General features: G+C 71.8%; 19 protein-coding genes. 17 read left to right on the forward strand and 2 right to left on the reverse strand.

Annotation, left to right across the window (positions count from 1 at the left end; all coding sequences use genetic code 11):
- Positions 1-79 precede the first annotated feature (79 nt).
- The 5 genes from QUG93_RS07770 (at position 80) to QUG93_RS07790 (ending at position 6,177) form a co-directional block, all read left to right on the forward strand.
- The gene (locus QUG93_RS07770) at positions 80-832 is read left to right on the forward strand and encodes an ABC transporter ATP-binding protein (RefSeq protein ID WP_289473354.1); all 753 of its coding nucleotides are present in this window, start codon (positions 80-82) and stop codon (positions 830-832) included.
- Entirely contained in the window at positions 829-2,229 is a 1,401-nt protein-coding gene (locus tag QUG93_RS07775) for an ABC transporter permease (protein WP_289473355.1), read from the forward strand. The genes QUG93_RS07770 and QUG93_RS07775 overlap by 4 nt, the downstream gene beginning before the upstream one ends.
- A 201-nt stretch (positions 2,230-2,430) precedes the next feature.
- Positions 2,431-4,200 (forward strand): 2-isopropylmalate synthase, encoded by a 1,770-nt coding sequence (leuA, locus tag QUG93_RS07780; protein WP_289473460.1) that lies wholly within the window; start codon positions 2,431-2,433, stop codon positions 4,198-4,200.
- A gap of 349 nt (positions 4,201-4,549) precedes the next feature.
- On the forward strand, positions 4,550-5,383 hold the full coding sequence (recO, locus tag QUG93_RS07785) for a DNA repair protein RecO (protein WP_289473356.1): 834 nt from the start codon (positions 4,550-4,552) through the stop codon (positions 5,381-5,383).
- Positions 5,380-6,177: an isoprenyl transferase gene (locus tag QUG93_RS07790; RefSeq protein WP_289473357.1), complete on the forward strand. Its 798-nt coding sequence runs from the start codon at positions 5,380-5,382 to the stop codon at positions 6,175-6,177. The genes recO and QUG93_RS07790 overlap by 4 nt, the downstream gene beginning before the upstream one ends.
- A gap of 161 nt (positions 6,178-6,338) precedes the next feature.
- Here the strand turns inward: QUG93_RS07790 and QUG93_RS07795 are convergent, their stop codons facing one another.
- Entirely contained in the window at positions 6,339-7,250 is a 912-nt protein-coding gene (locus tag QUG93_RS07795; RefSeq protein ID WP_289473358.1) for a LysR family transcriptional regulator, read from the reverse strand.
- 70 nt (positions 7,251-7,320) lie between these two features.
- Here QUG93_RS07795 and QUG93_RS07800 point away from each other — a divergent pair, with 70 nt between their 5' ends.
- The 3 genes from QUG93_RS07800 (at position 7,321) to QUG93_RS07810 (ending at position 10,748) form a co-directional block, all read left to right on the forward strand.
- Positions 7,321-8,370: an aminotransferase class V-fold PLP-dependent enzyme gene (locus QUG93_RS07800; protein ID WP_289473359.1), complete on the forward strand. Its 1,050-nt coding sequence runs from the start codon at positions 7,321-7,323 to the stop codon at positions 8,368-8,370.
- Positions 8,371-8,484: 114 nt separating this feature from the next.
- The gene (locus QUG93_RS07805) at positions 8,485-9,870 is read left to right on the forward strand and encodes a glycine--tRNA ligase (RefSeq protein WP_289473360.1); all 1,386 of its coding nucleotides are present in this window, start codon (positions 8,485-8,487) and stop codon (positions 9,868-9,870) included.
- Between the two features lie 143 nt (positions 9,871-10,013).
- Positions 10,014-10,748, forward strand: coding sequence for a DsbA family oxidoreductase (locus tag QUG93_RS07810; protein ID WP_289473361.1), 735 nt, complete (start codon positions 10,014-10,016; stop codon positions 10,746-10,748).
- A gap of 235 nt (positions 10,749-10,983) precedes the next feature.
- On the opposite strand, the gene QUG93_RS07815 is transcribed toward QUG93_RS07810, so the two are convergent.
- On the reverse strand, positions 10,984-11,466 hold the full coding sequence (locus QUG93_RS07815) for an aminoacyl-tRNA deacylase (RefSeq protein WP_289473362.1): 483 nt from the start codon (positions 11,464-11,466) through the stop codon (positions 10,984-10,986).
- A 47-nt stretch (positions 11,467-11,513) separates the two neighbouring features.
- Here QUG93_RS07815 and dusB point away from each other — a divergent pair, with 47 nt between their 5' ends.
- The 9 genes from dusB to QUG93_RS07860 all read left to right on the forward strand — a co-directional run bounded on the left by dusB (position 11,514) and on the right by QUG93_RS07860 (position 24,143).
- Complete coding sequence (dusB, locus tag QUG93_RS07820) at positions 11,514-12,668, forward strand: tRNA dihydrouridine synthase DusB (protein WP_289473363.1); 1,155 nt, start codon at positions 11,514-11,516, stop codon at positions 12,666-12,668.
- Entirely contained in the window at positions 12,665-13,954 is a 1,290-nt protein-coding gene (locus QUG93_RS07825; RefSeq protein ID WP_289473364.1) for a deoxyguanosinetriphosphate triphosphohydrolase, read from the forward strand. Before dusB ends, QUG93_RS07825 begins: the two co-directional genes overlap by 4 nt.
- 145 nt (positions 13,955-14,099) lie before the next feature.
- Complete coding sequence (gene dnaG, locus QUG93_RS07830) at positions 14,100-16,025, forward strand: DNA primase (protein ID WP_289473365.1); 1,926 nt, start codon at positions 14,100-14,102, stop codon at positions 16,023-16,025.
- Between the two features lie 489 nt (positions 16,026-16,514).
- Positions 16,515-18,131, forward strand: coding sequence for an ABC transporter substrate-binding protein (locus QUG93_RS07835; RefSeq protein WP_289473366.1), 1,617 nt, complete (start codon positions 16,515-16,517; stop codon positions 18,129-18,131).
- Positions 18,132-18,215: 84 nt separating this feature from the next.
- Positions 18,216-19,322, forward strand: coding sequence for an ABC transporter permease (locus QUG93_RS07840; RefSeq protein ID WP_434533091.1), 1,107 nt, complete (start codon positions 18,216-18,218; stop codon positions 19,320-19,322).
- Between the two features lie 2 nt (positions 19,323-19,324).
- Complete coding sequence (locus QUG93_RS07845; RefSeq protein WP_289473367.1) at positions 19,325-20,323, forward strand: ABC transporter permease; 999 nt, start codon at positions 19,325-19,327, stop codon at positions 20,321-20,323.
- Positions 20,320-22,056 carry an ABC transporter ATP-binding protein gene (locus tag QUG93_RS07850; protein ID WP_289473368.1) on the forward strand — a complete coding sequence of 579 codons (1,737 nt, stop codon included), beginning with the start codon at positions 20,320-20,322 and terminating at the stop codon, positions 22,054-22,056. The genes QUG93_RS07845 and QUG93_RS07850 overlap by 4 nt, the downstream gene beginning before the upstream one ends.
- Positions 22,057-22,203: 147 nt before the next feature.
- A complete protein-coding gene (locus tag QUG93_RS07855) occupies positions 22,204-23,136 on the forward strand; it encodes an ATP-binding cassette domain-containing protein (protein WP_289473369.1) in 933 nt (310 codons plus the stop codon).
- Positions 23,133-24,143 (forward strand): D-isomer specific 2-hydroxyacid dehydrogenase family protein, encoded by a 1,011-nt coding sequence (locus QUG93_RS07860; protein WP_289473370.1) that lies wholly within the window; start codon positions 23,133-23,135, stop codon positions 24,141-24,143. Before QUG93_RS07855 ends, QUG93_RS07860 begins: the two co-directional genes overlap by 4 nt.
- The last annotated feature ends 11 nt before the right edge of the window (positions 24,144-24,154 follow it).

The following is a 24,154-nucleotide window of genomic DNA, read 5'->3' on the forward strand; positions in this document are numbered from 1 at the left end:
GGAGACCGAGCCGAGCGGACCATCCACAGGAGCCGCGCGACCGACGCGAGCCGTGCCTCCCGGCCGTCATCGTGGGTGCATGACCACGAACCAGACGCCGATCATCCGGCTCGACCACGTGTCCAAGCACTACGGCGACGCAGCGCGTCGCGTGACGGCGCTCGACGACGTCAGCGTCGACATCGGGGCCGGCGAGTTCACCGCCGTGATGGGACCGTCAGGGTCGGGCAAGTCGACGCTCATGCACGTCGCCGCCGGGCTCGACGCGGTGAGCGCCGGACGGATCAGCATCGACGGGGTGGAGCTCACCGGACTCGGGGACCGCGAGCTCACCGAGCTGCGCCGTCGTCGCCTCGGCTTCGTCTTCCAGTCGTTCAACCTGGTGCCGACGCTCGACGTGCGCGAGAACATCCGGCTGCCGTTCCTGCTCGGCGGCCAGCGGCCGACGCGTGACGAGTCCGCGTGGATCGACCGGCTCGTCGACCAGCTCGGGCTCGGCGACCGGCTGACGCACCGCCCCCACCAGCTCTCCGGTGGTCAGCAGCAGCGTGTCGCCATCGCCCGCGCGCTCGCGTCCCGCCCCGCGGTCGTCGTGGCCGACGAGCCGACCGGTGCGCTCGACTCCCGCACGGGACGCGACGTCCTGGCGATCCTGCGCGGGGCGGTGCAGGAGTGGGGGCAGAGCGTCGTCATGGTCACGCACGACCCGACGGCCGCGGCGAACGCGGACCGGATCCTGTTCCTCGCCGACGGTCGGATCGTCGACGACCGGCCCGCGATGAGCGCCGCCGAGATCTCCGCGACCATGCTCGGCATGGAGGCCGCCGCGTGACCGGCCTGCGCGCCTTCGCGCCCACCGTGCTCGTCGCGGCCCTCGGCACGACCTTCGGCTCGGCGCTCGTCATCGCGCCGGGGATCGTGACCGAGGCACTCGGGGCCGCGGGCCTCGACGACCTCGCTCCGGTGCAGGCGATCCTGTCGGTGATCGGCTGGCTCTTCCTCGGCATCGCGCTGTACGTCGGGGCGATCGTCACGGCCAACACCTGCGCGACGCTCATCGCCGGACAGACGCGCGTGATCGCACTGCAACGGCTCGTCGGCGCCACGGGCGCGGCGCTCCGTCGGCGGATCACCCGGACCGGTCTGCTGGTCGGGCTCGTCGGCGGCGCCCTCGGCACGCTCGTCGGCACCGGGCTCTCGGCGGTGTTCGTCACCGTGCTCCGTGGGTCCGGGTTCCTCCCCGACACCCGCTACACGCTCGTGCCGTGGGAGCTCGCGCTGCCGCTCGTCGCCGTGGTGCTCGCGACCTGGGGCGCCTTCGCCTCCGGCTCGCGGCGGGTGCTGACGGTGACCCCGCTCCAGGCCTTGTCGTCGACGGTCGAACCGAGTCACGACGACCTCCGTTCCGGGGCCGCGCGTCGTGTCTGGGCGATCCTGCTCATCGCGGGCGGAGCCGTGCTGATGCTGCTCGGACTGGTCATCAGTCCGGTGTCGGTGCTGGCGGTGCTGCCCGCGATGCTCGGCGGCTTCGTCTCCTTCACCGGCGTCGCCGTCGGCGCGACCATCGTGATGCCGCCCGTCCTGCAGCTCATCGGACGCATCGGTTCGCGCGACCCGGTCGTCCTGCTCGCCGGGCGCAACGCGATGCGGGCACCCGGGCGGACGTCCCGTGCGACGATCGGGCTCGTGATCGGTGTGACGCTGCTCGTGACCTTCGCGGTCGCGTTCGGCATCATGCAGCACGTGCTCGAGGCCCAGACGGCGGCGATGGACGACGGGTCGGTGACCCCGGCGATGCTGCAGGAGCAGCGGGACTTCTTCGCGCAGGTGAACGCGGTCGTGAGCGTCATCGTCGGCTTCTCCGCGGTGATCGCCGCGGTCGGGGTGGTGAACGCGCTGGCGCTCAGCGTGCTGCAGCGTCGACGCGAGCTCGGACTCCTGCGGGTCCTCGGCCTCACGGGCGCGCAGGTCCGCCGGATGATCGTGACCGAGGCGGTGCAGATGGTCGTCGCGGCGGTCGTCACCGGCCTGGCACTCGGGACGCTCTACGGCTGGGTCGGCGGGCAGACGATCCTCGGCTCGCTCGGCAGCGTCGTGACGCCGGTGCTGCCCCTGCCGACGGTCGCCGTCGTGGTGGTCGGCGCGCTCGTGCTCGCGGTGGTCGCGACGGTGGCCCCGGTGCGACGCGCGATGCGCGTGCCGCCGACCGAGGCGCTCGCGGTCGACTGAGTCGGTCGAGGGTGCCGGGGGAGGGCCGACGTCATCTGCTTGCACCTCGCTGGTGTACCAGTGCTACGGTGGCAGCGATGTACTCGGCGCTCCTCCTCCTTCGCTGCCGCGACGAGGCCTGACACAACGGCCCACCTCGTCGCGGAGTCCGTCGTGGCCCCCACCAGCGCCGATGCCGGCGAGACGACGAAAGCGACGACCATGCAGAACACGCAGCGCCCCTCCGGGATGCCGATCCACAAGTACGTCCCCTTCCACGAGCAGATCCGCGTCGACCTGCCCGACCGCACCTGGCCGACGAAGCGGATCGACCGCGCGCCCCGCTGGTGTGCCGTCGACCTGCGCGACGGCAACCAGGCACTCATCGACCCGATGGACGCCGAGCGCAAGCGCGCCATGTTCGACCTGCTCGTGCGGATGGGCTACAAGGAGATCGAGGTCGGGTTCCCGAGCGCCTCGCAGACCGACTTCGACTTCGTCCGGTCGCTGATCGAGGACGACGCGATCCCGGACGACGTCACGATCCAGGTCCTGACCCAGGCACGAGAGCACCTGATCGACCGGACGTACGAGGCGATCGACGGTGCGAAGCAGGCCATCGTGCACCTCTACAACTCCACGTCGATCGTGCAGCGCGAGGTCGTCTTCCGCACCGACGTGCAGGGCGTCGTCGACATCGCGGTGGCCGGCGCACACATGTGCAAGGCGGCCGAGGCGCGGCTCCAGCACGGTACGACCGTCTACTACGAGTACTCGCCCGAGTCCTACACGGGCACCGAGCTCGAGGTCGCCGCCCGCATCTGCAACGCCGTGCTCGAGGTCTTCCAACCGACCCCCGAGCGCCAGGTCATCATCAACCTGCCCGCCACCGTCGAGATGGCGACACCGAACGTCTACGCGGACTCGATCGAGTGGATGTCGCGCAACCTCGACCACCGCGAGGACGTCATCCTCTCCCTGCACCCGCACAACGACCGCGGGACCGCCGTCGCGGCCGCCGAGCTCGGGTACATGGCCGGGGCGGACCGCATCGAGGGGTGCCTGTTCGGCAACGGGGAGCGCACCGGCAACGTCGATCTCGTCGCCCTCGGGATGAACCTGTTCACACAGGGCATCGACCCCGAGGTCGACTTCTCGGACATCGACCAGGTCAAGCGCACGGTCGAGTACTGCAACCAGCTGCCGGTCCCCGAGCGCCAGCCCTGGGCGGGCGACCTGGTCTACACCGCGTTCAGCGGTTCCCACCAGGACGCCATCAACAAGGGCTTCGAGGCGATGAAGGCGAAGGCCTCCGCTGCCGGGAAGTCGGTCGACGAGATCGCGTGGGCGGTGCCGTACCTGCCCGTCGACCCGAAGGACATCGGCCGCTCGTACGAGGCGGTCATCCGTGTGAACTCCCAGTCGGGCAAGGGCGGCGTCGCGTACCTGCTCAAGACCGACCACGCGATCGACCTGCCGCGCAAGCTGCAGATCGAGTTCTCGGGCGTGGTCCAGCAGCGGACCGACACCGAGGGCGGCGAGTTCTCGTCGGAGCGCATCTGGGACCTGTTCCGTGACGAGTACCTGCCGGCATCGTCCGACGAGGACAAGTGGGGCCGGTACGAGATCACGAAGACGGCCACGTCGAGCGACTTCGACGGCACCACGAAGCTCAGCGTCGCGATGCGCGTCGACGAGGGCTCGGTCACGGCGGATGCGGTCGGCACCGGCCCGGTCGACGCCTTCCTCACCGTCATGCGCGACCAGGGCGTCGCCGTCACGCTGTACGACTACTCCGAGCACACGATGAGCGCCTCCGGCGACGCCAAGGCAGCCGCGTACGTCGAGCTCGACGTCGACGGCACGCGCCTGTGGGGCGTCGGCATCGACGCCGACATCGCCACGGCGTCGCTCAAGGCGATCGTGTCGGCGGTGAACCGCGCGGTGCGCGCCGGTGCCGCGTCGGGTGCGCCGGAGCTGGTCACGGCCTAGGACGCCACCACGGGACGGGAGGCCCGGTGCGGGGCCGACCCGCACCGCGCCTCCCGTCCCGGGCCGCGCCCCCGTCTGGTCAGGCCCGGCGTCTGCTCGCCGTCGTCGGTGAACGGGCCTCTCCTGTCACGCTCGACGCCTGATGCCGACCGGTTCCGCCCGCCGGGCGGGGCACCGACGGCGTGTCCTGCCCGTTCGGCCACCGCCCCGGCCACCGCCCCGGCCCTGCCGCCGCCCGGACCCGGCCCCGGCCCGGGCCCGGCCCGGCCCGGCCCGGGCCACCGGCTCCGGCGCGCCCGCCCCGCTGCGCCGGGCGGCCGCTGTCGGCGGGGCGGGGGATACTGGAGCCATGCCGCTGTACCGGGACGAGTGCGTCGTGCTGCGCACCCACAAGCTCGGTGAGGCCGACCGCATCGTCACGATGCTCTCCCGCCAGCACGGCAAGATCCGCGCGGTCGCCAAGGGCGTGCGGCGGACGGCCTCGAAGTTCGGGTCACGTCTCGAGCCGTTCATGGTCGTCGACGCCCAGTTCTACGAGGGCCGGTCGCTCGACATCGTGACCCAGGCCGAGAGCCTCGGGTCGTACGGCGCGCAGATCGTCGCGGACTACGGTGCGTACACGGCTGCGAGTGCGATGGTCGAGACCGCCGACCGGCTGAGCGAGGCCGACGCCGGGCTCCAGCAGTACCTGCTGCTCGTCGGGGCGCTCCGCTCGCTGTCGCGCCGCGAGCACGTGGTGAGCGCGACCCTCGACTCGTACCTGCTCCGCGCGATGAGCATCGCGGGCTGGGCGCCCTCGTTCGGCGCCTGCGCGGTGACCGGTGAGCCGGGGCCGCACAGCGCGTTCGTCGTGCAGCTCGGCGGGGTGGTGGCCGACCGGGCCGCGCCGCCGGGGACACCGCGGCTCGACCCGGACACGCTCGGGTTGCTCGGCGCGCTCCTGGCGGGGGACTGGTCGACCGTCGACGGCTCGGACGAGCGGACGCGCTCGCGGGCCTCCGGCGTGGTGGCGGCCTACGCCCAGTGGCACCTGGAACGATCACTCCGGTCGCTGCCGCACGTCGACCGCAGCGAGCACCCCGTGCCGGTCGCACCCACGCCCGGCGGGGTCCCTGCCGCGGTGGCGGCGACCCCGGCGCCCGCGGTGCCCGTCCCGTCCGACCACGAAGGAACCCCTGCATGAGCCCACGCCGGTCCGCCGAGTCCGAGGCGATGAAGCCCGTCGACTGGACGGGGGAGCAGCCGCCGGCGATCCCCGCGCAGTTCGTGCCCGAGCACGTCGCGATCGTCATGGACGGCAACGGCCGGTGGGCGAACCAGCGCGGTCTCACCCGGGTCGAGGGCCACAAGGCGGGCGAGGCGTCGCTCCTCGACGTGGTGGCCGGCGCGATCCAGATCGGTGTCAAGCACGTGTCGGCGTACGCGTTCTCGACAGAGAACTGGAAGCGGTCCCCGGAGGAGGTCCGCTTCCTGATGGGCTTCAACCGCGAGGTCATCCACCGCCGCCGCGACCAGCTGCACGCGTGGGGCGTGCGGGTGCGGTGGGCCGGGCGACGGCCGCGGCTCTGGCGGAGCGTGATCGACGAGCTGCAGACGGCGGAACGGATGACCGCCGACAACGACGTCTGCACGCTGACGATGTGCGTGAACTACGGCGGTCGGAACGAGATCGTCGACGCCGTCCGGGGGATGGCCGAGGACGTCGCAGCCGGGCGGATGAAGCCGAGCCAGGTGACCGAGAAGGCCCTGGCGAAGCGCCTGTACGTGCCGGAGCTGCCGGACGTCGACCTGTTCCTCCGGAGCTCGGGCGAGCAGCGCACGTCGAACTTCATGCTCTGGCAGTCCGCGTACGCCGAGATGGTGTTCCTCGACCGGCTCTGGCCGGACTTCCGGCGCACCGACCTGTGGGGAGCGATCGAGGAGTACGCGCGCCGCGACCGGCGCTACGGCGGCGCGGTGGACGCACCGACCGCCTGACGGGAGGCGCGTGGCGGCGCCGCGCCGGGCCTCCCGTCCGACGCGTGGCAGGCCGGGGGCCTGCATCGGTACTCGGCCGGACGGACGCGTCCGCACGTCTCGTGCGACGAACCGTCCGCAACGCCGAGTCTCGCGTCCGCGCGGACGCGCCGCACCGGGCCTCAGGCGAGCAGCGGTGCCACCCCGCGCACCGCGTCGAGTGCGGCCCGCACGCTCGGGACGCGGTCCGCACCCCGGGCGACCACGACCTCGACCCGGCGGGCGAGCGCGTCGTCGGCCGGCGTGACCGCGACCCCCGGCGGCACCACGGTGGTCGAGAGCGCGAGCCGGGGCAGCAACGCGACCCCGAGGCCGGCCGCGACGAGCCCGACGACCGCCGCCGCGTTGTCGGTCTCGAGCACGATCTCCGGTGTGAACCCGGATGCGGCGCAGGATGCGAGCAGGTGTCCCCGGCAGCGCGGGCACCCGCCGATCCACCGGGCGTCGCGGAACGCCGCGAGGTCGGCATCCCGGCCCTCGGGCAGCCCGGCAGCGGCGGTGGTGACGAGCGCGAGCGGGTCGCGCCCGAGCGCGCGCGTGGTGAGTGTGGGATCGCTCGCGAGGTCGTCCTGCAGCGCGTGCGAGAACGTCAGCGCGACGTCGACCTCGCCGCGGCGCACGAGGCCGATCGCCTCGGGCGGCTCCGCCTCGACGTACGAGGTCAGGACGCCGGGACTGCTCGCCGCCATCGTGGCGAGGACGGGCGGGACGAGCGTCGACGACGCACTCGGGAACCCCGCGAAGCGCACCCGACCGCGGGCGAGCCCACCGACCGCCTCGAGGTCCTCGCGAGCTGCGGCGAGGGCGGCCTCGACGTGCAGCGCGTGCTCGGCGAGCACCCGCCCGGACTCGGTGAGCGTCGCACCCCGCCCGCCGCGACGGACGAGGTCGTGCCCGAGTCGTTGCTCGGCCCGTGCGAGCAGCTGGCTGACCGCGGGCTGGCTGAGTCCGAGCGCCGTCGCCGCTCGACTGATCGACCCCGCATCGCGTACGGCGAGCAGGACCCGGAGCAGCTGCGGTTCGATCGTCTCCACAACACGATGTTATGGGGCCCCGAAGAATCCTGCCCTGGCGTGATGGAGCATGGTGGTCGACCCTGGTCGCATGGACTCCTTCGTCGACGGCTCGGGCTACCTCGCCGCGTGCACCGCCGGGCTCCCCACGCACGGCACGCTCGCGGCGCAGCGTGCCGACCTCGATGCCTGGTCGCACGCCGCGACCTCGCCGGTGGACTACGGGGCGCTCGTCGAACAGGGTCGGCGGTCCTTCGCCGGCATCGTCGGGGTCGGACCCGACCGCGTCGCGACGGGTTCGCAGACCTCGGCGATGGTGGCCGTCGTCGCCGCCTCCCTGCCCGACGGCGCGGAGGTCGTCGTCCCCGACGGTGACTTCAGCTCGGTGGTCTTCCCCTTCCTCGCGCAGGCGCACCGCGGCGTCAGGGTGCGGCACGTCCCGCTCGACCGCCTCGCCGAGTCGGTCCGGGCCGGCACGGCGCTCGTCGCGTGGTCGGCGGTGCAGTCGGCGACCGGGGTGGTGACCGACCCGGTGCCGGTGCTCGCCGCGGCGCGCTCGGTGGGTGCGCTGACGCTCTGCGACCTCACCCAGGCCGCGGGCGTGCTCCCGGTGGACGCCGCTCCGTTCGACGTCACGGTCACGCACGCGTACAAGTGGCTCTGCGCCCCGCGCGGGGTCGCCTTCGCGACGTTCTCGGACCGCGCGCTCGCCGAGCTGCGCCCGGTGCAGGCCGGGTGGTACGCGGGCGAGGACGTCTGGTCCTCGTGCTACGGCCCCGAGATGCGGCTCGCGTCGGACGCCCGCCGCTTCGACGTCTCGCCGGCCTGGCCGGCCTGGCCCGGGGCGGTCGCCGCCCTGCGGCACCTCGCCTCGGTGGACGCGGCATCGGCCTGGAGGCACGCCACCCGTCTCACGGACCAGCTCGCCGACGCGCTCGGCACGGCCCGCAGCGGGCAGGCGATCACGACGTTCCCGGACCCGGACGGTGCCGCGCTCGCCGCGCTCGGTGCCGCGGGCGTGACCGCGAGCGGGCGGGCCGGCCGCCTGCGGCTCGCCTTCCACCTGTGGAACGACGAGGACGACGTCACGCGCGTCGCGGACGTGCTGCGGGCGGTGGACGGCTTCAGACCTGTGGGGTGAGGCATGTGTCCACAGGCGCCGCGCCTCCCGACCGGCGACCGCCGTGAGGCCGCTACGCTTGCCCGGTACCGTTCCCGCACCGGGCACCCAGTCCGGCGACCACAGGAGTCCCTCTTGGCACCGTCCTCCCGTCTCGACAGCGTCATCGCCCTGGCCAAGGGCCGCGGCTTCGTCTTCCAGTCGGGGGAGATCTACGGCGGATCCCGTTCCGCCTGGGACTACGGCCCCCTCGGTGTCGAGCTGAAGGAGAACATCAAGCGCCAGTGGTGGCAGCGGTTCGTCCGCGGTCGCGGCGACATGGTCGGCCTCGACTCGGCCGTCATCCTGCCCCGCAAGGTGTGGGAGGCCTCGGGTCACGTCGCGACCTTCACCGACCCCCTCGTCGAGTGCCTGCACTGCCACCACCGCTTCCGGGCCGACCACCTGGAAGAGGCCTTCGAGGCGAAGAAGGGCCGGAAGCCCGAGGGGGGCATGGCCGAGATCGCCTGCCCGAACTGCGGTACCCGCGGTGAGTGGACGGAGCCCCGCGAGTTCTCCGGCATGCTCAAGACCTACCTCGGTCCGGTCGAGTCGGAGGAGGGTCTGAACTTCCTCCGCCCGGAGACCGCGCAGGGCATCTTCGTCGACTTCGCGCAGGTCGTGACGACGAGCCGCATGAAGCCCCCGTTCGGCATCGGCCAGGTCGGCAAGGCGTTCCGCAACGAGATCACGCCCGGCAACTTCATCTTCCGCACGCGCGAGTTCGAGCAGATGGAGATCGAGTACTTCGTGCCGCCGGCAGACGTCGACACGCACTACGAGCAGTGGATCGCCGATGCGGTCGCGTTCTTCACCGACCTCGGCATCGACCCGGAGAACCTGCGTCGCTTCGACGTCCCGGACGGAGAGCGCGCGCACTACTCGGACGCCACGGCCGACATCGAGTACCGCTTCGGCTTCGCCGGCTCCGAGTGGGGCGAGCTCATGGGCGTCGCGAACCGCACCGACTTCGACCTGAACAACCACATCGAGTCGTCGGGCAAGGACCTCCGCTTCTTCGACCAGGCCGCGAACGAGAAGTACGTGCCGTACGTGATCGAGCCGTCGTTCGGTCTGACGCGTGCGCTCATGGCGTTCCTGCTCGACGCGTACCACGAGGACGAGGCCCCGAACGCGAAGGGCGGCGTCGACAAGCGCACGGTCCTGCGTCTCGACCCGCGCCTGGCACCCGTCAAGGCCGCGGTGCTCCCGCTGTCGCGCAACGAGCAGCTCTCCCCGGTCGCCCGCGGCCTCGCCGACGACCTGCGGAAGTACTGGAACGTCGACTTCGACGACGCCGGAGCCATCGGCCGTCGGTACCGCCGTCACGACGAGATCGGCACGCCGTTCTGCATCACGGTCGACTTCGACACCCTCGAGGACAAGGCGGTCACGGTGCGTGAACGCGACACCATGTCGCAGGAGCGCGTCTCGCTCGACCAGCTGCAGGGCTACCTCGCGCAGCGCCTCCTCGGCGCGTAACGCCCGGCGGGTCGCGCTACCGAACCACGAAGCGGACAGAGCACCACGCGATCACGCGGTGCTGTGTCCGCTTCGTGGTTCCGTCAGGGCGCTGCCCACCGGCAGGATGGGAATGGGGAGCGGTGGGCCGCGTTGTCGTCAGGGTGAACGACACTGTGAAGGTCGATGTCTGGTCGGACATCGCATGCCCCTGGTGCTACATCGGCAAGCGGAAGTTCGAGGCCGGCGTGGCCGGTTTCTCGGCGTCACCCGACGCCCGAGCGGTCGAGGTCGAGTACCACTCCTTCGAGCTCAGCCCGGACACGCCCGTCGACTTCGAGGGCTCCGAGGCCGAGTTCCTCTCGCAGCACAAGGGGCTCCCGGTCGCGCAGGCGCAGCAGATGATCGACCAGGTCGCCGGTATCGCCGAGACCGTCGGGCTGCACTACGACTACGACGCCCTGCGCCACACCAACACGGTCAAGGCGCACCAGGTCATCCACCTCGCCAAGCAGCACGGCAAGCAGCTCGAGATGGTCGAGCGTCTCTTCGCCGCGTACTTCGAGCGCGGCGAGCACGTCGGGCAGGACGAGTCCCTCGCCGACCTCGGCGCCTCGATCGGGTTGGACCGTGACGAGGTCCTCGCGACCCTGCGCGACGACACGCAGCTCGACGCCGTGCGGCAGGATCAGCAGCAGGCGCAGGCCTACGGCATCAACGGCGTCCCGTTCTTCGTCATCGACGGCAAGTACGGCGTCTCCGGAGCGCAGGACCCGGCCGCGTTCGAGCAGGTCCTCCGTCAGGTGGTCGCGCTGCGGGACACCACGCCCGAAGAGCTCGCCGAGCAGCAGCAGCGCGCCGCTGACGACGCGGCCGCGGATGCGGCGGTGACCCGGTGACGGACGTCCGCCCGATCCGCTCGGCCGAGGCGCGCCTCCAGGGCGACGGTCTGGGGGCCCGCGGCCGGTTCCGGGCCGACGCGCCAGCGGCGGAACGGCCGAGCCCGCGGGGAGAGGCGCGCCCCGCCCTGCTGACGCTGGTCACGTCCGGCGGTGCGCCGGTCTGCGAAGGTGACAGCTGCTTCGTGCCGGGCGCCGAGGGGGACTGGAGCGAGGTCCCCGACTGAACCGTCGGTCAGCGCGCGGGTTCCTCGTCGGTGATGTCGGCGACGGTCGCGCCGTAGGCGGCGACCAGCGCGTCGCCGTCGACGAAGGCGCTCGCGCCGTGGCGTCCGGCGCCGAGGGCGATGCGCCGACCGAGCACACGCTCGTCGGCGTACACCGGCAGGTCGCCGGTCGCGCCGATCGGGGTGATCGTGCCGCGCTCGTAGCCGGACGCCTCGAGCGCGGTCGCGGCGTCGGGCATCGAGAGCTTGTTGACCCCCACCACGGTGCGGAGCTTCTTCCACGCGATGCTCCGGCCGCCGGGCACGAGGGCGAGCAGGAAGCCGCCGTCGTGTCGCTTGACCACGAGGGTCTTGACGATGTCGCCGGGCTCGATGCCGAGCAGGGCGGCTGCGCCCTCGAGGGAGTCGGCAGCCGGGCGCTCGACGACCTCGACCTCGAGGCCGCGGGCCTCGGCGTCGGCATCGAAGCGGGCGATCGCGGTGTCGGTCATGTGGAGAACGCTACCGTCGCGCGTCGACGTGGGAGGATGGAACCGGTATGACGATCACCCAGACAGCCCCGAAGCCCCTGCGCATCGGCCCCATCGAGGTCGAGGCGCCGGTCGTGCTCGCGCCGATGGCGGGCATCACGAACATGGCCTACCGGCGGCTCTGCCGTGAGTACGGCGCCGGACTCTACGTGTGCGAGATGATCACCTCGCGGGCGCTGGTCGAACGCACGCCGGTGTCGATGCAGCTCATCCAGCACCACGAGTCCGAGACCCCGCGCTCGATCCAGCTGTACGGCGTCGAACCGAACACCGTGGCCGAGGCCGCGACGATCCTGGTGGCCGAGGACCGTGCCGACCACATCGACCTGAACTTCGGGTGCCCGGTGCCCAAGGTCACGCGGAAGGGCGGGGGAGCGGCCCTGCCGTGGAAGACCGACCTCTTCAAGGACCTCGTCGAGAAGACGGTCAAGGCCGCCGGTGACGTCCCGGTCACGGTGAAGATGCGGAAGGGCATCGACGCCGACCACCTGACCTACCTCGACGCAGCGCGCATCGCGCGGGACGCCGGTGTCGCCGCGATCTCGCTGCACGCCCGCACCGCGAACGAGCACTACTCGGGCCACGCCGACTGGTCGGCGATCGCGACCCTGAAGGAAGCGATCACGGACATCCCCGTGCTCGGCAACGGCGACATCTGGTCCGCCGCTGACGCCCTGCGCATGGTCGACGAGACCGGGTGCGACGGCGTGGTCGTCGGACGCGGGTGCCTCGGGCGGCCGTGGCTGTTCGGCGACCTCGCGGCGGCGTTCCGCGGCGAGGACGTCCGCGCGATGCCGTCGCTCGGAGACGTCGCGACCGCGTTCCGTCGGCACACCGAGCTGCTCGTCGAGTTCTTCGGGTCCGAGGACCACGGCTGCCGTGACGCCCGGAAGCACGTCTCCTGGTACTTCAAGGGCTACCCGATCGGCGGTGACGTCCGCTCGGCACTGTCGATGGCGTCCAGCCTGCAGGAGATCGACGACCTGCTCGGGCAGCTCGACTGGTCCGCTCCCTACCCGGGTGCCGACGTCGAGGGACCGCGTGGCCGTGCCGGGCACCCGAAGCGCACGGCGCTGCCGGACCGCTGGCTCGAGTCGCGCGACGTCGACGCCGAGTTCCGCAAGGTGCTCGCCGCCGCCGAGCTGCACCACAGCGGCGGATGAGCGCCACCGCCTCGTACGGGCCCGCCGACGCCGAGCGCTGGCTGCCCGAGACCCACGGCAACCGCCGCTCCGACTTCGCCCGTGACCGCGCACGACTCCTGCACTCGAGCGCGCTCCGACGCCTCGCTGCGAAGACACAGGTCCTGAGCCCGACGACCGGACTCGACTTCGCTCGCAACCGGCTGACGCACTCGCTCGAGGTCGCGCAGGTCGGTCGCGAGCTCGCGGACTCGCTCGGGCTGGACCCTGACGTCGTCGACACCGCGTGCCTGGCGCACGACATCGGCCACCCGCCCTTCGGACACAACGGGGAGACGGCCGTGAACGCCTGGGCGGCCGACATCGGCGGGTTCGAGGGGAACGCGCAGACACTGCGCCTGCTCACCCGGCTCGAGCCGAAGGTCTACGGTGACGGACCCGACGACGACCGCCCGTACGGCCTCAACCTGACCCGGGCCTCGCTCGACGCGAGCTGCAAGTACCCGTGGCCCGCTGCTCAGGGCGTGGCCGAGGCATCATCGGGGCGCACCAAGTTCGGGTTCTACGACGACGACCACGACGCGTTCGCGTGGCTCCGCAAGGGCGCTCCGCGTCGACAGCGCTGCATCGAGGCGCAGGTGATGGACCTGTCCGACGACATCGCCTACTCGGTGCACGACTTCGAGGACGCGGTCGTCGCCGGCTTCATCGACGTCGCCGCGCTCGGCGACCGGGTCGGCGAGAACGACATCGTCACCGCGATGCACGCGTGGGTGGGGTCGGACCTCAGCCGCGACGAGCTGCTCGAGGCGTTCGACCGGCTCCGCTCGCTGCCGCTGTGGATGACGTCGTACGACGGGTCGCGACGGGACATGGCACGGCTGAAGAACCTGACGTCGCAGCTCATCGGCCGCTTCGCGCGGACGGCGACGGCAGCGACGCGGGAGTCCTACGCGTCCGGTTCGCTCGTGCGGTTCGCGGCGTCGGTCGTCACGCCGCCGGAGATCATCGGCGAGATCGCGGTGCTCAAGGGCATCGTCGCGGCCTTCGTGATGACGCACGGCGACCGGCAACCCGTGTACGAGGACCAGCGTCGGGTGCTCACGGAGCTCCTCGATGCGCTGGCGGCGACGGGGAGCGCGGACCTCGAGCCGGGCTTCGCCGCGGACTGGCGTGCAGCGGCCGATGACACCGGGCGCCTGCGGGCGGTGGTCGACCAGGTCGCGAGCCTGACCGACCAGGGGGCGTTGGCGTGGCACAAGCGGCTCGTGGTGGGGGACCGCGAGGCGACGCACATCCCGGTCTGAGTCGTCGGGCGCGTCCGCCCGAGACGGGTGCTGCTGGGACGGGTGCCGGTGCGCCGGTCCCGCACCGCGCCTCCTGGCCGTCGTGCTCTCCACGGGCGGACACGGACCGTCGTCCGGCGTCACCGGCACGAACTAGGATCGAGGGGTGGCTGGCAGGATCGCGCGGAACGACATCGACGAGGTCCGCTCGCGTGTCAACATCGCCGACGTCGTCGGCGACCACGTCACGCTGAAGTCGGCGGGCGTCGGCTCGTTGAAGGGCCTGTGCCCGTTCCACGACGAGCGCTCCCCGTCCTTCCACGTCCGGCCGCAGGTCGGGCGGTACCACTGCTTCGGTTGCGGTGAGGACGGTGACGTCTTCGAGTTCATCATCAAGATGGACCACACGACGTTCCAGGAAGCCGTCGAGCGCATGGCCGCGAAGATCGGCTTCACGCTGCACTACGAAGAGGGCGACGGACCTCGCACCGACTACAACCAGCGCGCACGGCTCATCGCCGCGAACGAGGCAGCGCTCGAGTTCTACCAGTCGCAGCTCACCACGGCGGGTGCCGAGCCGGCGCGACGCTTCCTCGGGGAGCGCGGATTCGACCCCGCCGCCGCGCAGCACTTCGGCGTGGGCTTCGCGCCGCAGTCCTACGACGCGACGCGCGAGCACCTGCGCGGGCGCGGGTTCTCGATGGACGAGATCCTGGCGGCCGGACTGGCCGGGCAGGGCGACCGCTCGCCGTACGACCGGTTCCGCGGGCGGCTCGTGTGGCCGATCCGCGACGTGACCGGGGCCACCATCGGCTTCGGGGCGCGGCGGCTGCTCGACGACGACAAGGGTCCGAAGTACCTGAACACGCCCGAGACGCCGATCTACCACAAGAGCCAGGTGCTCTACGGGCTCGACCTCGCGCGGAAGGACATCGCCAAGGGCAAGCAGGTCGTCATCGTCGAGGGGTACACGGACGTCATGGCCTGCCACCTGGCCGGGGTCACGACGGCCGTCGCCACGTGCGGCACGTCGTTCGGCGTCGACCACATCAAGGTCCTCCGTCCGATGCTCGGTGACTCCGCGAACGCCCACCTCTCGCAGCTCGGCGACATCGTCTTCACCTTCGACCCGGACGAGGCTGGTCAGCGTGCGGCGGCCCGTGCCTTCGCCGAGGAGAGCCGCTTCGCGTCGCAGACCTACGTCGCGGTCGCGCCCGGTGGCCTCGACCCCTGCGACCTCCGACTGGCCCGGGGTGACGCGGCCGTCGAGCGACTGATCGACACGAAGCGCCCGATGTTCGAGTTCATCATCCGGCGTCGCCTGGCGGCACACGACATCGAGACCGCTGAGGGGCGCGTGGCCGGCCTGCGCGACGCCGCTCCCGTCGTGGCCGGCATCCGTGACCGCACGCTCGCCAGCGCGTACGTGCGGGAGACCGCCAAGTGGCTCGGCATCGACATCCCCGAGGTGCGTCGCGCGGTCGACGCGGCGCGCCAGCGGTCGGGTGCGGCGCAGTCGGACCGGGCGTCGGGGTCCGTGCCCGTCGGCCAGGCCGGTCCGGGTGGCGAACTGGTCACCCCGCCCGAGGAACCGGTGGCCGGGCTCCGGCTGCTCCCGAACGACCCCATCACCCGCATGGAGCGGGACGCCGTGATGGCGATGGTGCAGCAGCCCGCACACGTCGGTGCGCCCCTGCTCGGGCTCGCGGCGGGAGCGACCTTCTCGGCCCCGATGCTGTCGGTGGTGCGGGACGCCGTCGTCGCCAACCTCGACGCGATCGGCGCCCCGAACTGGCTCGACCGGTTGTTGCAGGACGTGCCCACGCCCTTCCGTGGCCTCGTGCAGGAGCTGGCACTCGCGCCGATCCCCGCCCGGACCGACGAGGACCTGGCGATCTACGCGCGGAGCATCGTCGTGGCGCTGGTCGAGAAGGACCTGCTGGCGCAGAAGGCCGCGCTCCTGGCGCAGCTCCAGCGTGCCGATCCGTACGAGCAGGCCGACCGACGCGCGGAGATCCAGCGGCAGCTCGTCGACCTGGACGCGCAGCGGATGCGGCTGCGCGCCGACGCCGAGGCTGCAGCGCAGGGCTGACCCGCGCACCTGGCGCAGGGCTGACCCGCACCGCCGGCGCAGGGCTGATCCGCACCGCCGGCGCAGGCGGTCCTGCGGCGGCGTCCGAGTGGGCAGGACATGCCGCGCGCAGGCGGTCCTCCGACGGCGGCCGAGCGGGCAGGACGTGCCGCGCGCGCGACGCCGGGCGGGCCGGCGTCGTCGGGCGAGCGCGGCGACCGTGACGGAACCGGCCCGCTCACCGCCTGCCCGCGCCGCCCGACAGCGCAGGCCCGGCCCACGCCGCCGCCGTTGCACCACGCAACTTTCCTGCGTGACACGCCGCGCAGCGACGCGCGCATCATGCGCCATGCGGCGGGCTCGTGCATTACAAGGGTGTAAACAAATGTCCCTCGAATCGTGGAGTTCCGTGTCAGGGTGGTACCAATGAGCGTTCCCGGCGGGCCTCACAGTCGATCCACCGCCCGCCGCGGGACCCCTTGCGAACCATCACCAAGAGAGAGAGCGGACATGGCATCCGTATCCAAGTGGGGCAAGCGCGGCATCGCGCTCGGCGCCGGCGCAGCAGCGACGGCGCTGGTGCTGACGGGCTGCGCGAGCAGCAGCGTCTCCGACACCGAACTGAACGGCCTGAGCATCGGGACGACGGACAAGATCACGTCCCTCGACCCGGCCGGTTCCTACGACAACGGCTCCTTCGCCGTGCAGAACCAGGTGTTCCCGTTCCTGATGAACACCCCGGTCGGCAGCCCCGACGTCAAGCCGGACATCGCCGAGAGCGGCGAGTTCACGAACGACACGACGTACACGGTCAAGCTCAAGAGCGGGCTGAAGTTCGCCAACGGGCACGACCTGACGTCGAGCGACGTGAAGTTCTCGTTCGAGCGCGAGCTGAAGATCAACAACGAGAACGGCCCGCAGTCGCTGCTCGCCAACCTCAAGAGCATCGAGACCCCGGACGCCACCACCGTGGTGTTCACGCTCGACCACGCCGACCAGACCTGGCCGCAGGTGCTCTCGAGCCCCGCCGGTCCGATCGTCGACGAAGAGGTCTTCTCCGCCGACAAGCTCACGTCGGCGGCCGACATCGTCAAGGGCAAGGCGTTCGCCGGGCAGTACGAGATCACCTCGTACAAGGAGAACGACACCATCCAGTACTCGGCGAATCCCGAGTACGACGGGCTCCTCGGCAAGGCGAAGACCAAGGAGGTCACCGCCAGCTACTACACCAAGGAGACCGACCTCAAGCTCGCCGTGCAGAAGGGCGACGTCGACGTGGCGTACCGCTCGCTGACGCCGACCGACATCGCCGACCTGCGCAAGGACGACTCGGTCAAGGTGTACGACGGCCCCGGTGGTGAGATCCGCTACCTCGTCTTCAACTTCAACACGCAGCCGTTCGGCGCGAGCCAGTCCGACGCGGACGAGGCGAAGGCCCTCGCCGTGCGCCAGGCCGTGGCTGACGTCGTCGACCGCGAGAAGATCGCGAAGGACGTCTACAACAACACGTACTCGCCGGTCTACTCGATGGTGCCGGACGGCCTGACCGGTGCCGCGAAGCCCTTCGAGGAGCTGTACGGCAACGGCAAGGGCGGCCCCGACGTCGACAAGGCGAAGGAGACCCTCTCGAAGGCGGGTGTCACCGGCAAGGTGCAGCTCGACATCCAGTACGCGCCGGACCACTACGGCTCGACCTCGGACGACGAGTACGCCGAGCTCAAGACGCAGCTCGAGAACTCGGGCCTGTTCTCCGTGAAGATCCAGTCGACGGTCTACACGACCTACGCACAGGAGCGCACGAAGGACTCCTACCCCGTGTACCAGCTCGGGTGGTTCCCGGACTTCTCCGACGCGGACAACTACCTGTCGCCGTTCTTCACGAAGGACAACTTCGTGCAGAACCACTACGACGACCCGGAGATCCAGAAGCTGATCTCCGAGGAGCAGCAGGAGTCCGACAAGGACAAGCGCGCGCAGCTCATCGAGCAGGCGCAGGAGCGCGAGGCGACGCAGATCTCGACGCTGCCGCTCCTGCAGGGCAAGTCCGTCGCGGTCGCCGGCAAGGACGTCAAGGGCCTGACCCTCGACTCCTCGTACAAGTTCCGCTACGCCACCCTCTCCAAGTAACACCGGCGTCGGTCCACGGGGGCGTTCCCACGAGGAACGCCCCCGTGGCCGCGTCCCGAACGGCACCGAAAGGCACCCGTCCCCGTGACCCTCAGCACCCCCGAGGCGACACCGGAGCTGGCCACCGACCCCACCAAGCCCCAGGCACAGCGACGTGCCCGCGGGCAGGGCGGTGGGCTCGGCCGGTACATCCTGGTCCGCTTCCTCCTCATCTTCCCGACGGTGTTCATCCTGGTGACGCTCGTCTTCTTCCTGATGCGCGTCATCGGCAACCCGATCACCGCCTCGGTCGGCGGGCGTCTGACGCCGACCCAGCTGCAGGAGCGCCTGCACGCCGCCGGCTACGACCGGCCGGTGATCGTCCAGTACCTCGAGTACCTCGGCAACATCGTGCGCGGGGACTTCGGCACCACGTCGACCGACAACCGCCCGATCACCGAGGTCATCGTCACGTACGGCGGCGCGACCGCGGAGCTCGTCTTCTACGCGCTCATCGTCGCCCTCGTCCTCGGCATCCCGCTCGGCATGCTCGCCGCCTACGTCCGCGACAAGTGGCCGGACGTGCTGTTCCGTGCCCTCGCGATCCTGACCTACGCGACCCCGGTGTTCTTCGGCGGTCTGCTCCTCAAGCTCGTGTTCTCGGTGTGGCTCGGCTGGCTGCCGCTCGGCGACCGCGCGTCGACCCGGGTGTCGCTCATCCTCGACAACATCCCGGGCGCGACCGGCATCTACATCATCGACGCGCTCCGGACCGGCAACGCCCAGGTGATCGGCGACGTGCTGTCGCACGCCGTCCTGCCCGCGCTCACGCTCGGCCTGCTCACGGCCGGCATCTTCCTGCGCCTGGTGCGTGCCAACATGATCGGCTCGCTCGGGTCCGAGTACGTCGATGCGGCCCGCTCGCGCGGCGTCCGGGAGGCCCGTCTCGTCCGGACGCACGCGTTCCGCCCGGCACTGGTCCCGATCATCACCGTGATGGGTCTGCAGATCGCCATGCTGCTGGGTGGGTCGGTGCTCACCGAGACCACCTTCGGGTGGCGTGGGCTCGGGTTCCAGCTCAACCAGTACCTGTCGGCCCGCGACTTCGTCGCGGTCCAGGGCATCGTCGCGATGCTCGCCGTCATCGTCGCGGTGACGAACTTCGTCGTCGACGTCGTCGCGGCACTGATCGACCCGAGAGTGAGGTTCTAGCGATGGCCGACACCTCGCTCGTCGACCGCCACGAGCCGCTCTGGAAGCGGCTGCCCGTGGTGGTCCAACTCCGCAAGAGCACCGGCTGGCAGCGCGCCATGCTCATCACCGGCGTGGTCATCTGCGCCCTCTACCTGATCGTCGCGATCGCCGCACCGCTCATCGCCCCGTACGGCTTCGGCCAGCTGCAGGGCGCCGACGGCCAGGGCTTCCCGCGCACCGCCCCGCCGAGCGCGGAGCACGTCTGGGGCACCACGGTCGGCGGTTTCGACGTGTTCAGCCGCGTCGTCTTCGGCGCGCGCACGGCGGTCCTCGTCGTCATCGTCGCCGTCGTCGTCTCGATCACCGTCGGCGTGATCCTCGGCATGGTCTCCGGCTACGTCGGCGGCTGGCTCGACCGGGTCCTGGTCGTCGTGGCGGACGCGATCTACGCGTTCCCCTCGCTGCTGCTCGCCATCGTCGTGTCGATCGTCATCTCCGGCGGCAACTCGAGCTACACGGGCGGCATCGTCGCGGCGGCGATCTCGATCACCGTCGTCTACGTCCCGCAGTACTTCCGCGTGGTCCGGGCCGAGGCGGTGCGCCTGAAGAACGAGGCGTTCGTCGAGTCGGCCCGGGTCATCGGGACGAACCCGTGGCGGATCATGACCCGGCACGTGCTCCGCAACTCGACGCGGTCGCTGCCGCTGATCCTGACGCTGAACGCCTCCGACGCGATCCTGACCCTCGCGGGCCTCGGGTTCCTCGGCTTCGGCATCGGGCCGACCAGCGGCGCGGAGTGGGGCTACGACCTCAGCCGTGCGCTGTCCGACGTCGCGTCCGGCGTCTGGTGGACGGGAGTCTTCCCCGGTGTCGCGATCGTCGTGCTCGTGCTCGGCGTGACCTTCATCGGCGAGAGCCTGAACGACATCTCCGACCCGCGCCTGCGCGCCCGTCGCCGGCTGAAGCAGCTGGTGTCGACGAAGCGCCAGGCGAGCACCACGGAAGGGGCGGCGGCATGACCGACGCGACCAACCAGCCCGCCGCGACCGACCAGCGGGGCGCGACCACGCGCCTCCAGGCCGGTGACACCACGACCGAGGCGGTCGCGGTCGTCGACGACCTGACCGTCACCTTCGCCACCGACGGCGGCGCCGTCGACGCGGTCAAGGGCGTCAGCCTCGACGTCCGCCCCGGCGAGGTCCTCGCACTGGTCGGCGAGTCCGGCTCCGGCAAGTCCGTCACGGCACGCAGCATGCTGCGGCTCATGCCCGAGACGGCGACCCTCGGCGGCGCGGTGTACCTCGACGGCACCGACGTGGTGAGCGTCGGCGCGGCGAAGCTCCGCGAGCTCCGCGGCACCGCCGGTGCGATGGTGTTCCAGGAGCCGTCGACGGCGCTCAACCCGGTCTTCACGGTCGGGTGGCAGATCGCCGAGGGCCTCCGGGCGCACGGCGGCGTCTCGAAGAAGGAGGCCCGCGCGAAGGCGATCGACTACCTGCGTCGCGTCGGCATCCCCGACCCGGAGACGCGTGTCGACCACTACCCGCACCAGTTCTCCGGCGGGCAGAAGCAGCGCGTGGTCATCGCCTCCGCGCTCGCCCTCGAACCGAGCGTCATCATCGCCGACGAGCCGACCACGGCCCTCGACGTGACGGTGCAGGCGGAGATCCTCGACCTGCTCCGCCGCTGTCGCGACGAGTTCGGCGCAGCGATCGTCGTCATCACCCACAACATGGGGGTGGTCGCCGACCTGGCGGACCGCGTCGCCGTGATGTACCAGGGCGAGGTCGTGGAGGAAGCGCCGGTCGGGCAGCTGTTCGCCGCGCCGCAGGCCGACTACACGAAGCGCCTGCTCGCCGCGGTGCCGCGGCTCGAGGCCTCGACCGGCACCGCCCGCCGTGCCGCGATCGCGACCGACGTCGAGCCGCTGGTCCGTGCGACGGGGCTCGAGATCGAGTACCCGGGACGCCTCGGCGCCCCGGCGTTCCGGGCCGTCAAGGGCGTCGACCTGGCCATCCGCCCGGGCGAGGTCCTCGGTCTGGTGGGGGAGTCCGGCTCGGGCAAGACCACCATCGGCCGCGCGATCGCCGGTCTGACCCGGATCACGGGTGGTTCGCTGGACGTCCTCGGCACCGAGATGCTCGGCTACCGGGAGCGGGACTTCAAGCGGCACCGCAAGGACATCGGGTTCGTCTTCCAGGACCCGGCGACGTCGTTCAACCCGTTGCTCACCATCGCCGAGTGCGTCGCCGAGCCGCTCGTCGTGCACGGTGAGGTCCCGAACCCGCGTGCCGCCCGGAAGCGCGTCGGGGAGCTGCTCGAGATGGTGCAGCTGCCGGCGTCCTACGGCGACCGCTACCCGCACGAGCTCTCCGGCGGACAGCGGCAGCGGGCGTCGCTCGCCCGCTCGATCGCGCTGCGGCCGAAGCTGCTCATCGCCGACGAGCCGACGAGTGCGCTCGACGTGTCGGTGCAGGCCCGGGTGCTCGAGCTGTTCCTCGAGCTGCAGCAGGACCTCGGCTTCGCGTCGTTGTTCATCAGCCACGACCTCGCCGTCGTGGGCGCGCTGTCCGACCGCATCGCCGTGCTGTACCGCGGTGACCTGGTCGAGACGGGCACGACGGCCGAGGTGCTCGGGGCGCCGCAGCACCCCTACACGCAGCGGCTGCTGGCGTCGCTGCCGGTGCCCGACCCAGCGGAACAGGCGGAGCGACGGCGTACCCTGGTGGAACTGGAGAACGCCGGGTCCTGACCCGACGCGACCGGCCAGGAGGCGCGACGTGCGTCGTCGACGCGCGTCGCGCCTCCTGGCCGTCACCTCCACCGCACCACGCAGGACGGTCCCGCTGATCCCGGTCCGTCGGACACCGTCGCCAGGGGGCGACGCGGAAGGGGACCCATGATCGCGGTGAACGGCCCGGCGGTCGTCGCAGACGACGTCTCGATCGAGTACCGGGGCGTGCGCGGCGCGGCCCCGATCCGAGCGGTCGACGGCGTGAGCCTGACCGTCCGACAGGGCGAGATCCTGGCGCTCCTCGGCGAGTCCGGGTCCGGCAAGTCGACCTTCGCCGCCGCGATCGCGGGGCAGCTCGGCGCCACCGGCGAGGGCGAGGGTGCGCATCGACGCCACATCGCCGGCGGTGAGCTCACGGTGCTCGGACAGAAGGTGCGCGGCCTCCGTCCCGCGTCGCGGAAGGCGCAGCGGCTGAGCGGGCGCATCGGGTACCTGCCCCAGGACGCCGCCGACCGGTTGAGCCCCGACCTGACGGTCGGCGAGGCGATCGCCGAGCCGATCTACGCACGCGACCGCCGCTTCGACCGCAAGGAGGCCGGGCTCATCGTCGCCCGGCTGGTCGACGCCGTGCACCTCCCGCTCGGGGTGATGCGCCTCAACACGTGGGAGCTGTCGAGCGGACAGCGGCAGCGCGTCGCCCTGGCCCGGGCCCTCGTGCTCGAGCCGCAGCTGCTCGTGGCCGACGAACCGGCGCGCGGCGTCGACGTGCTCGTGCGGCAGTCCGTGCTCGAGGCGCTCGCGAACCTGCAGGTGGGGCGCCAGTTCTCCGCCGTCGTGGTGTCGAGCGACCTCCGGGAGGCCCGTGCGCTCGCGGACCGCGTCGCCGTGATGGCCGAGAGCCGCCTGGTCGGCCTCGGCACCTTCGACGAGGTCCTCGACAACCCACTCGACCCGTACGTGCGGACGCTCGCCGCGACCGCCGCCCGGCCCGTGAAGCGCCGCCCCGCCGCGCCGACCGCGCCCCGTCGGTCCTCGGCTCCGCGTCGCCCGGTCGGCGCGGGCACCGGGCCGCGCACTGAGCGACAGGAGAACGCATGAGCACCGGACCGACCGCTACCCGTGGGCACCGCGCCGTCGTCACCGACGCCGGCGCGCCCCTGCCCGTCGACCCGCCCGCGGCCGGTCCGGTCGCGGTCCTGCCCTCGGCGGCCGACCTGCACGTCGACGCGGTCCGCGACGCCGGCGGCACGGTGGGGCAGCTCGGCGACGACACCCGCGGCATCGTGTGGCTCGACGCCAGCGACCCCGACGGGCTCGAGGCCGCGCTGGCGCAGGCACCCGAGGTCGGCTGGGTGCAGCTGCCCTTCGCGGGTGTCGACGCGTTCGCGCACCTGATCGAGGCGCACGGCGACCGCGTGCTCTTCACCTCGGCCAAGGGGGCGTACGCCGAGCCCGTGGCCGAGCACGCGCTCGCCCTGACCCTCGGCACGCTGCGGGTCCTGCAGCAGCGCGCCCGCGCGACCTCGTGGGCGACCGAGCCCGAGGGCGTCTCGCTCTACGGGCGGAACGTCGTGGTGATCGGCGCCGGCGGCATCGCGATCGAGTACATCCGACTCCTGGCTCCGTTCGAGGTGTCGGTGACCGTGGTCCGCCGGTCGTCCGACCCCGTGCCCGGTGCCGACCGCACCGTCACCACCGACGCCCTCGACGAGGTCCTGCCGGACGCCGACGTCGTCGTGGTCGCCGCTGCGATGACGTCCGGCACGGCGAAGCTCCTCGGGGAGCGGCAGTTCGGGCTCATGAAGCCCTCGGCGCGTCTGGTCAACATCGCCCGCGGGGGACTGGTCGACACCGACGCGCTCGTCGCGGCGTTGCGCGACGGCACGATCGCCGCCGCCGGTCTCGACGTCACCGACCCGGAGCCGTTGCCGGACGGGCACCCGCTCTGGAGCGAACCCCGCGCGATCATCACGCCGCACCAGGCGGACACACCGGACATGGTGGCGCCGCTGCTCGCCGAGCGGGTGCGGGCCAACACGGCCGCGTTCCTCGCCGGTTCGGGCGAGGGCTTCGTCGGCGTGGTGGACCCTGCTGCCGGGTACTGATCGGCACATGG

The sequence above is a fragment of the Curtobacterium caseinilyticum genome (assembly GCF_030363035.1).
Taxonomy (GTDB): Bacteria; Actinomycetota; Actinomycetes; order Actinomycetales; family Microbacteriaceae; genus Curtobacterium; species Curtobacterium caseinilyticum.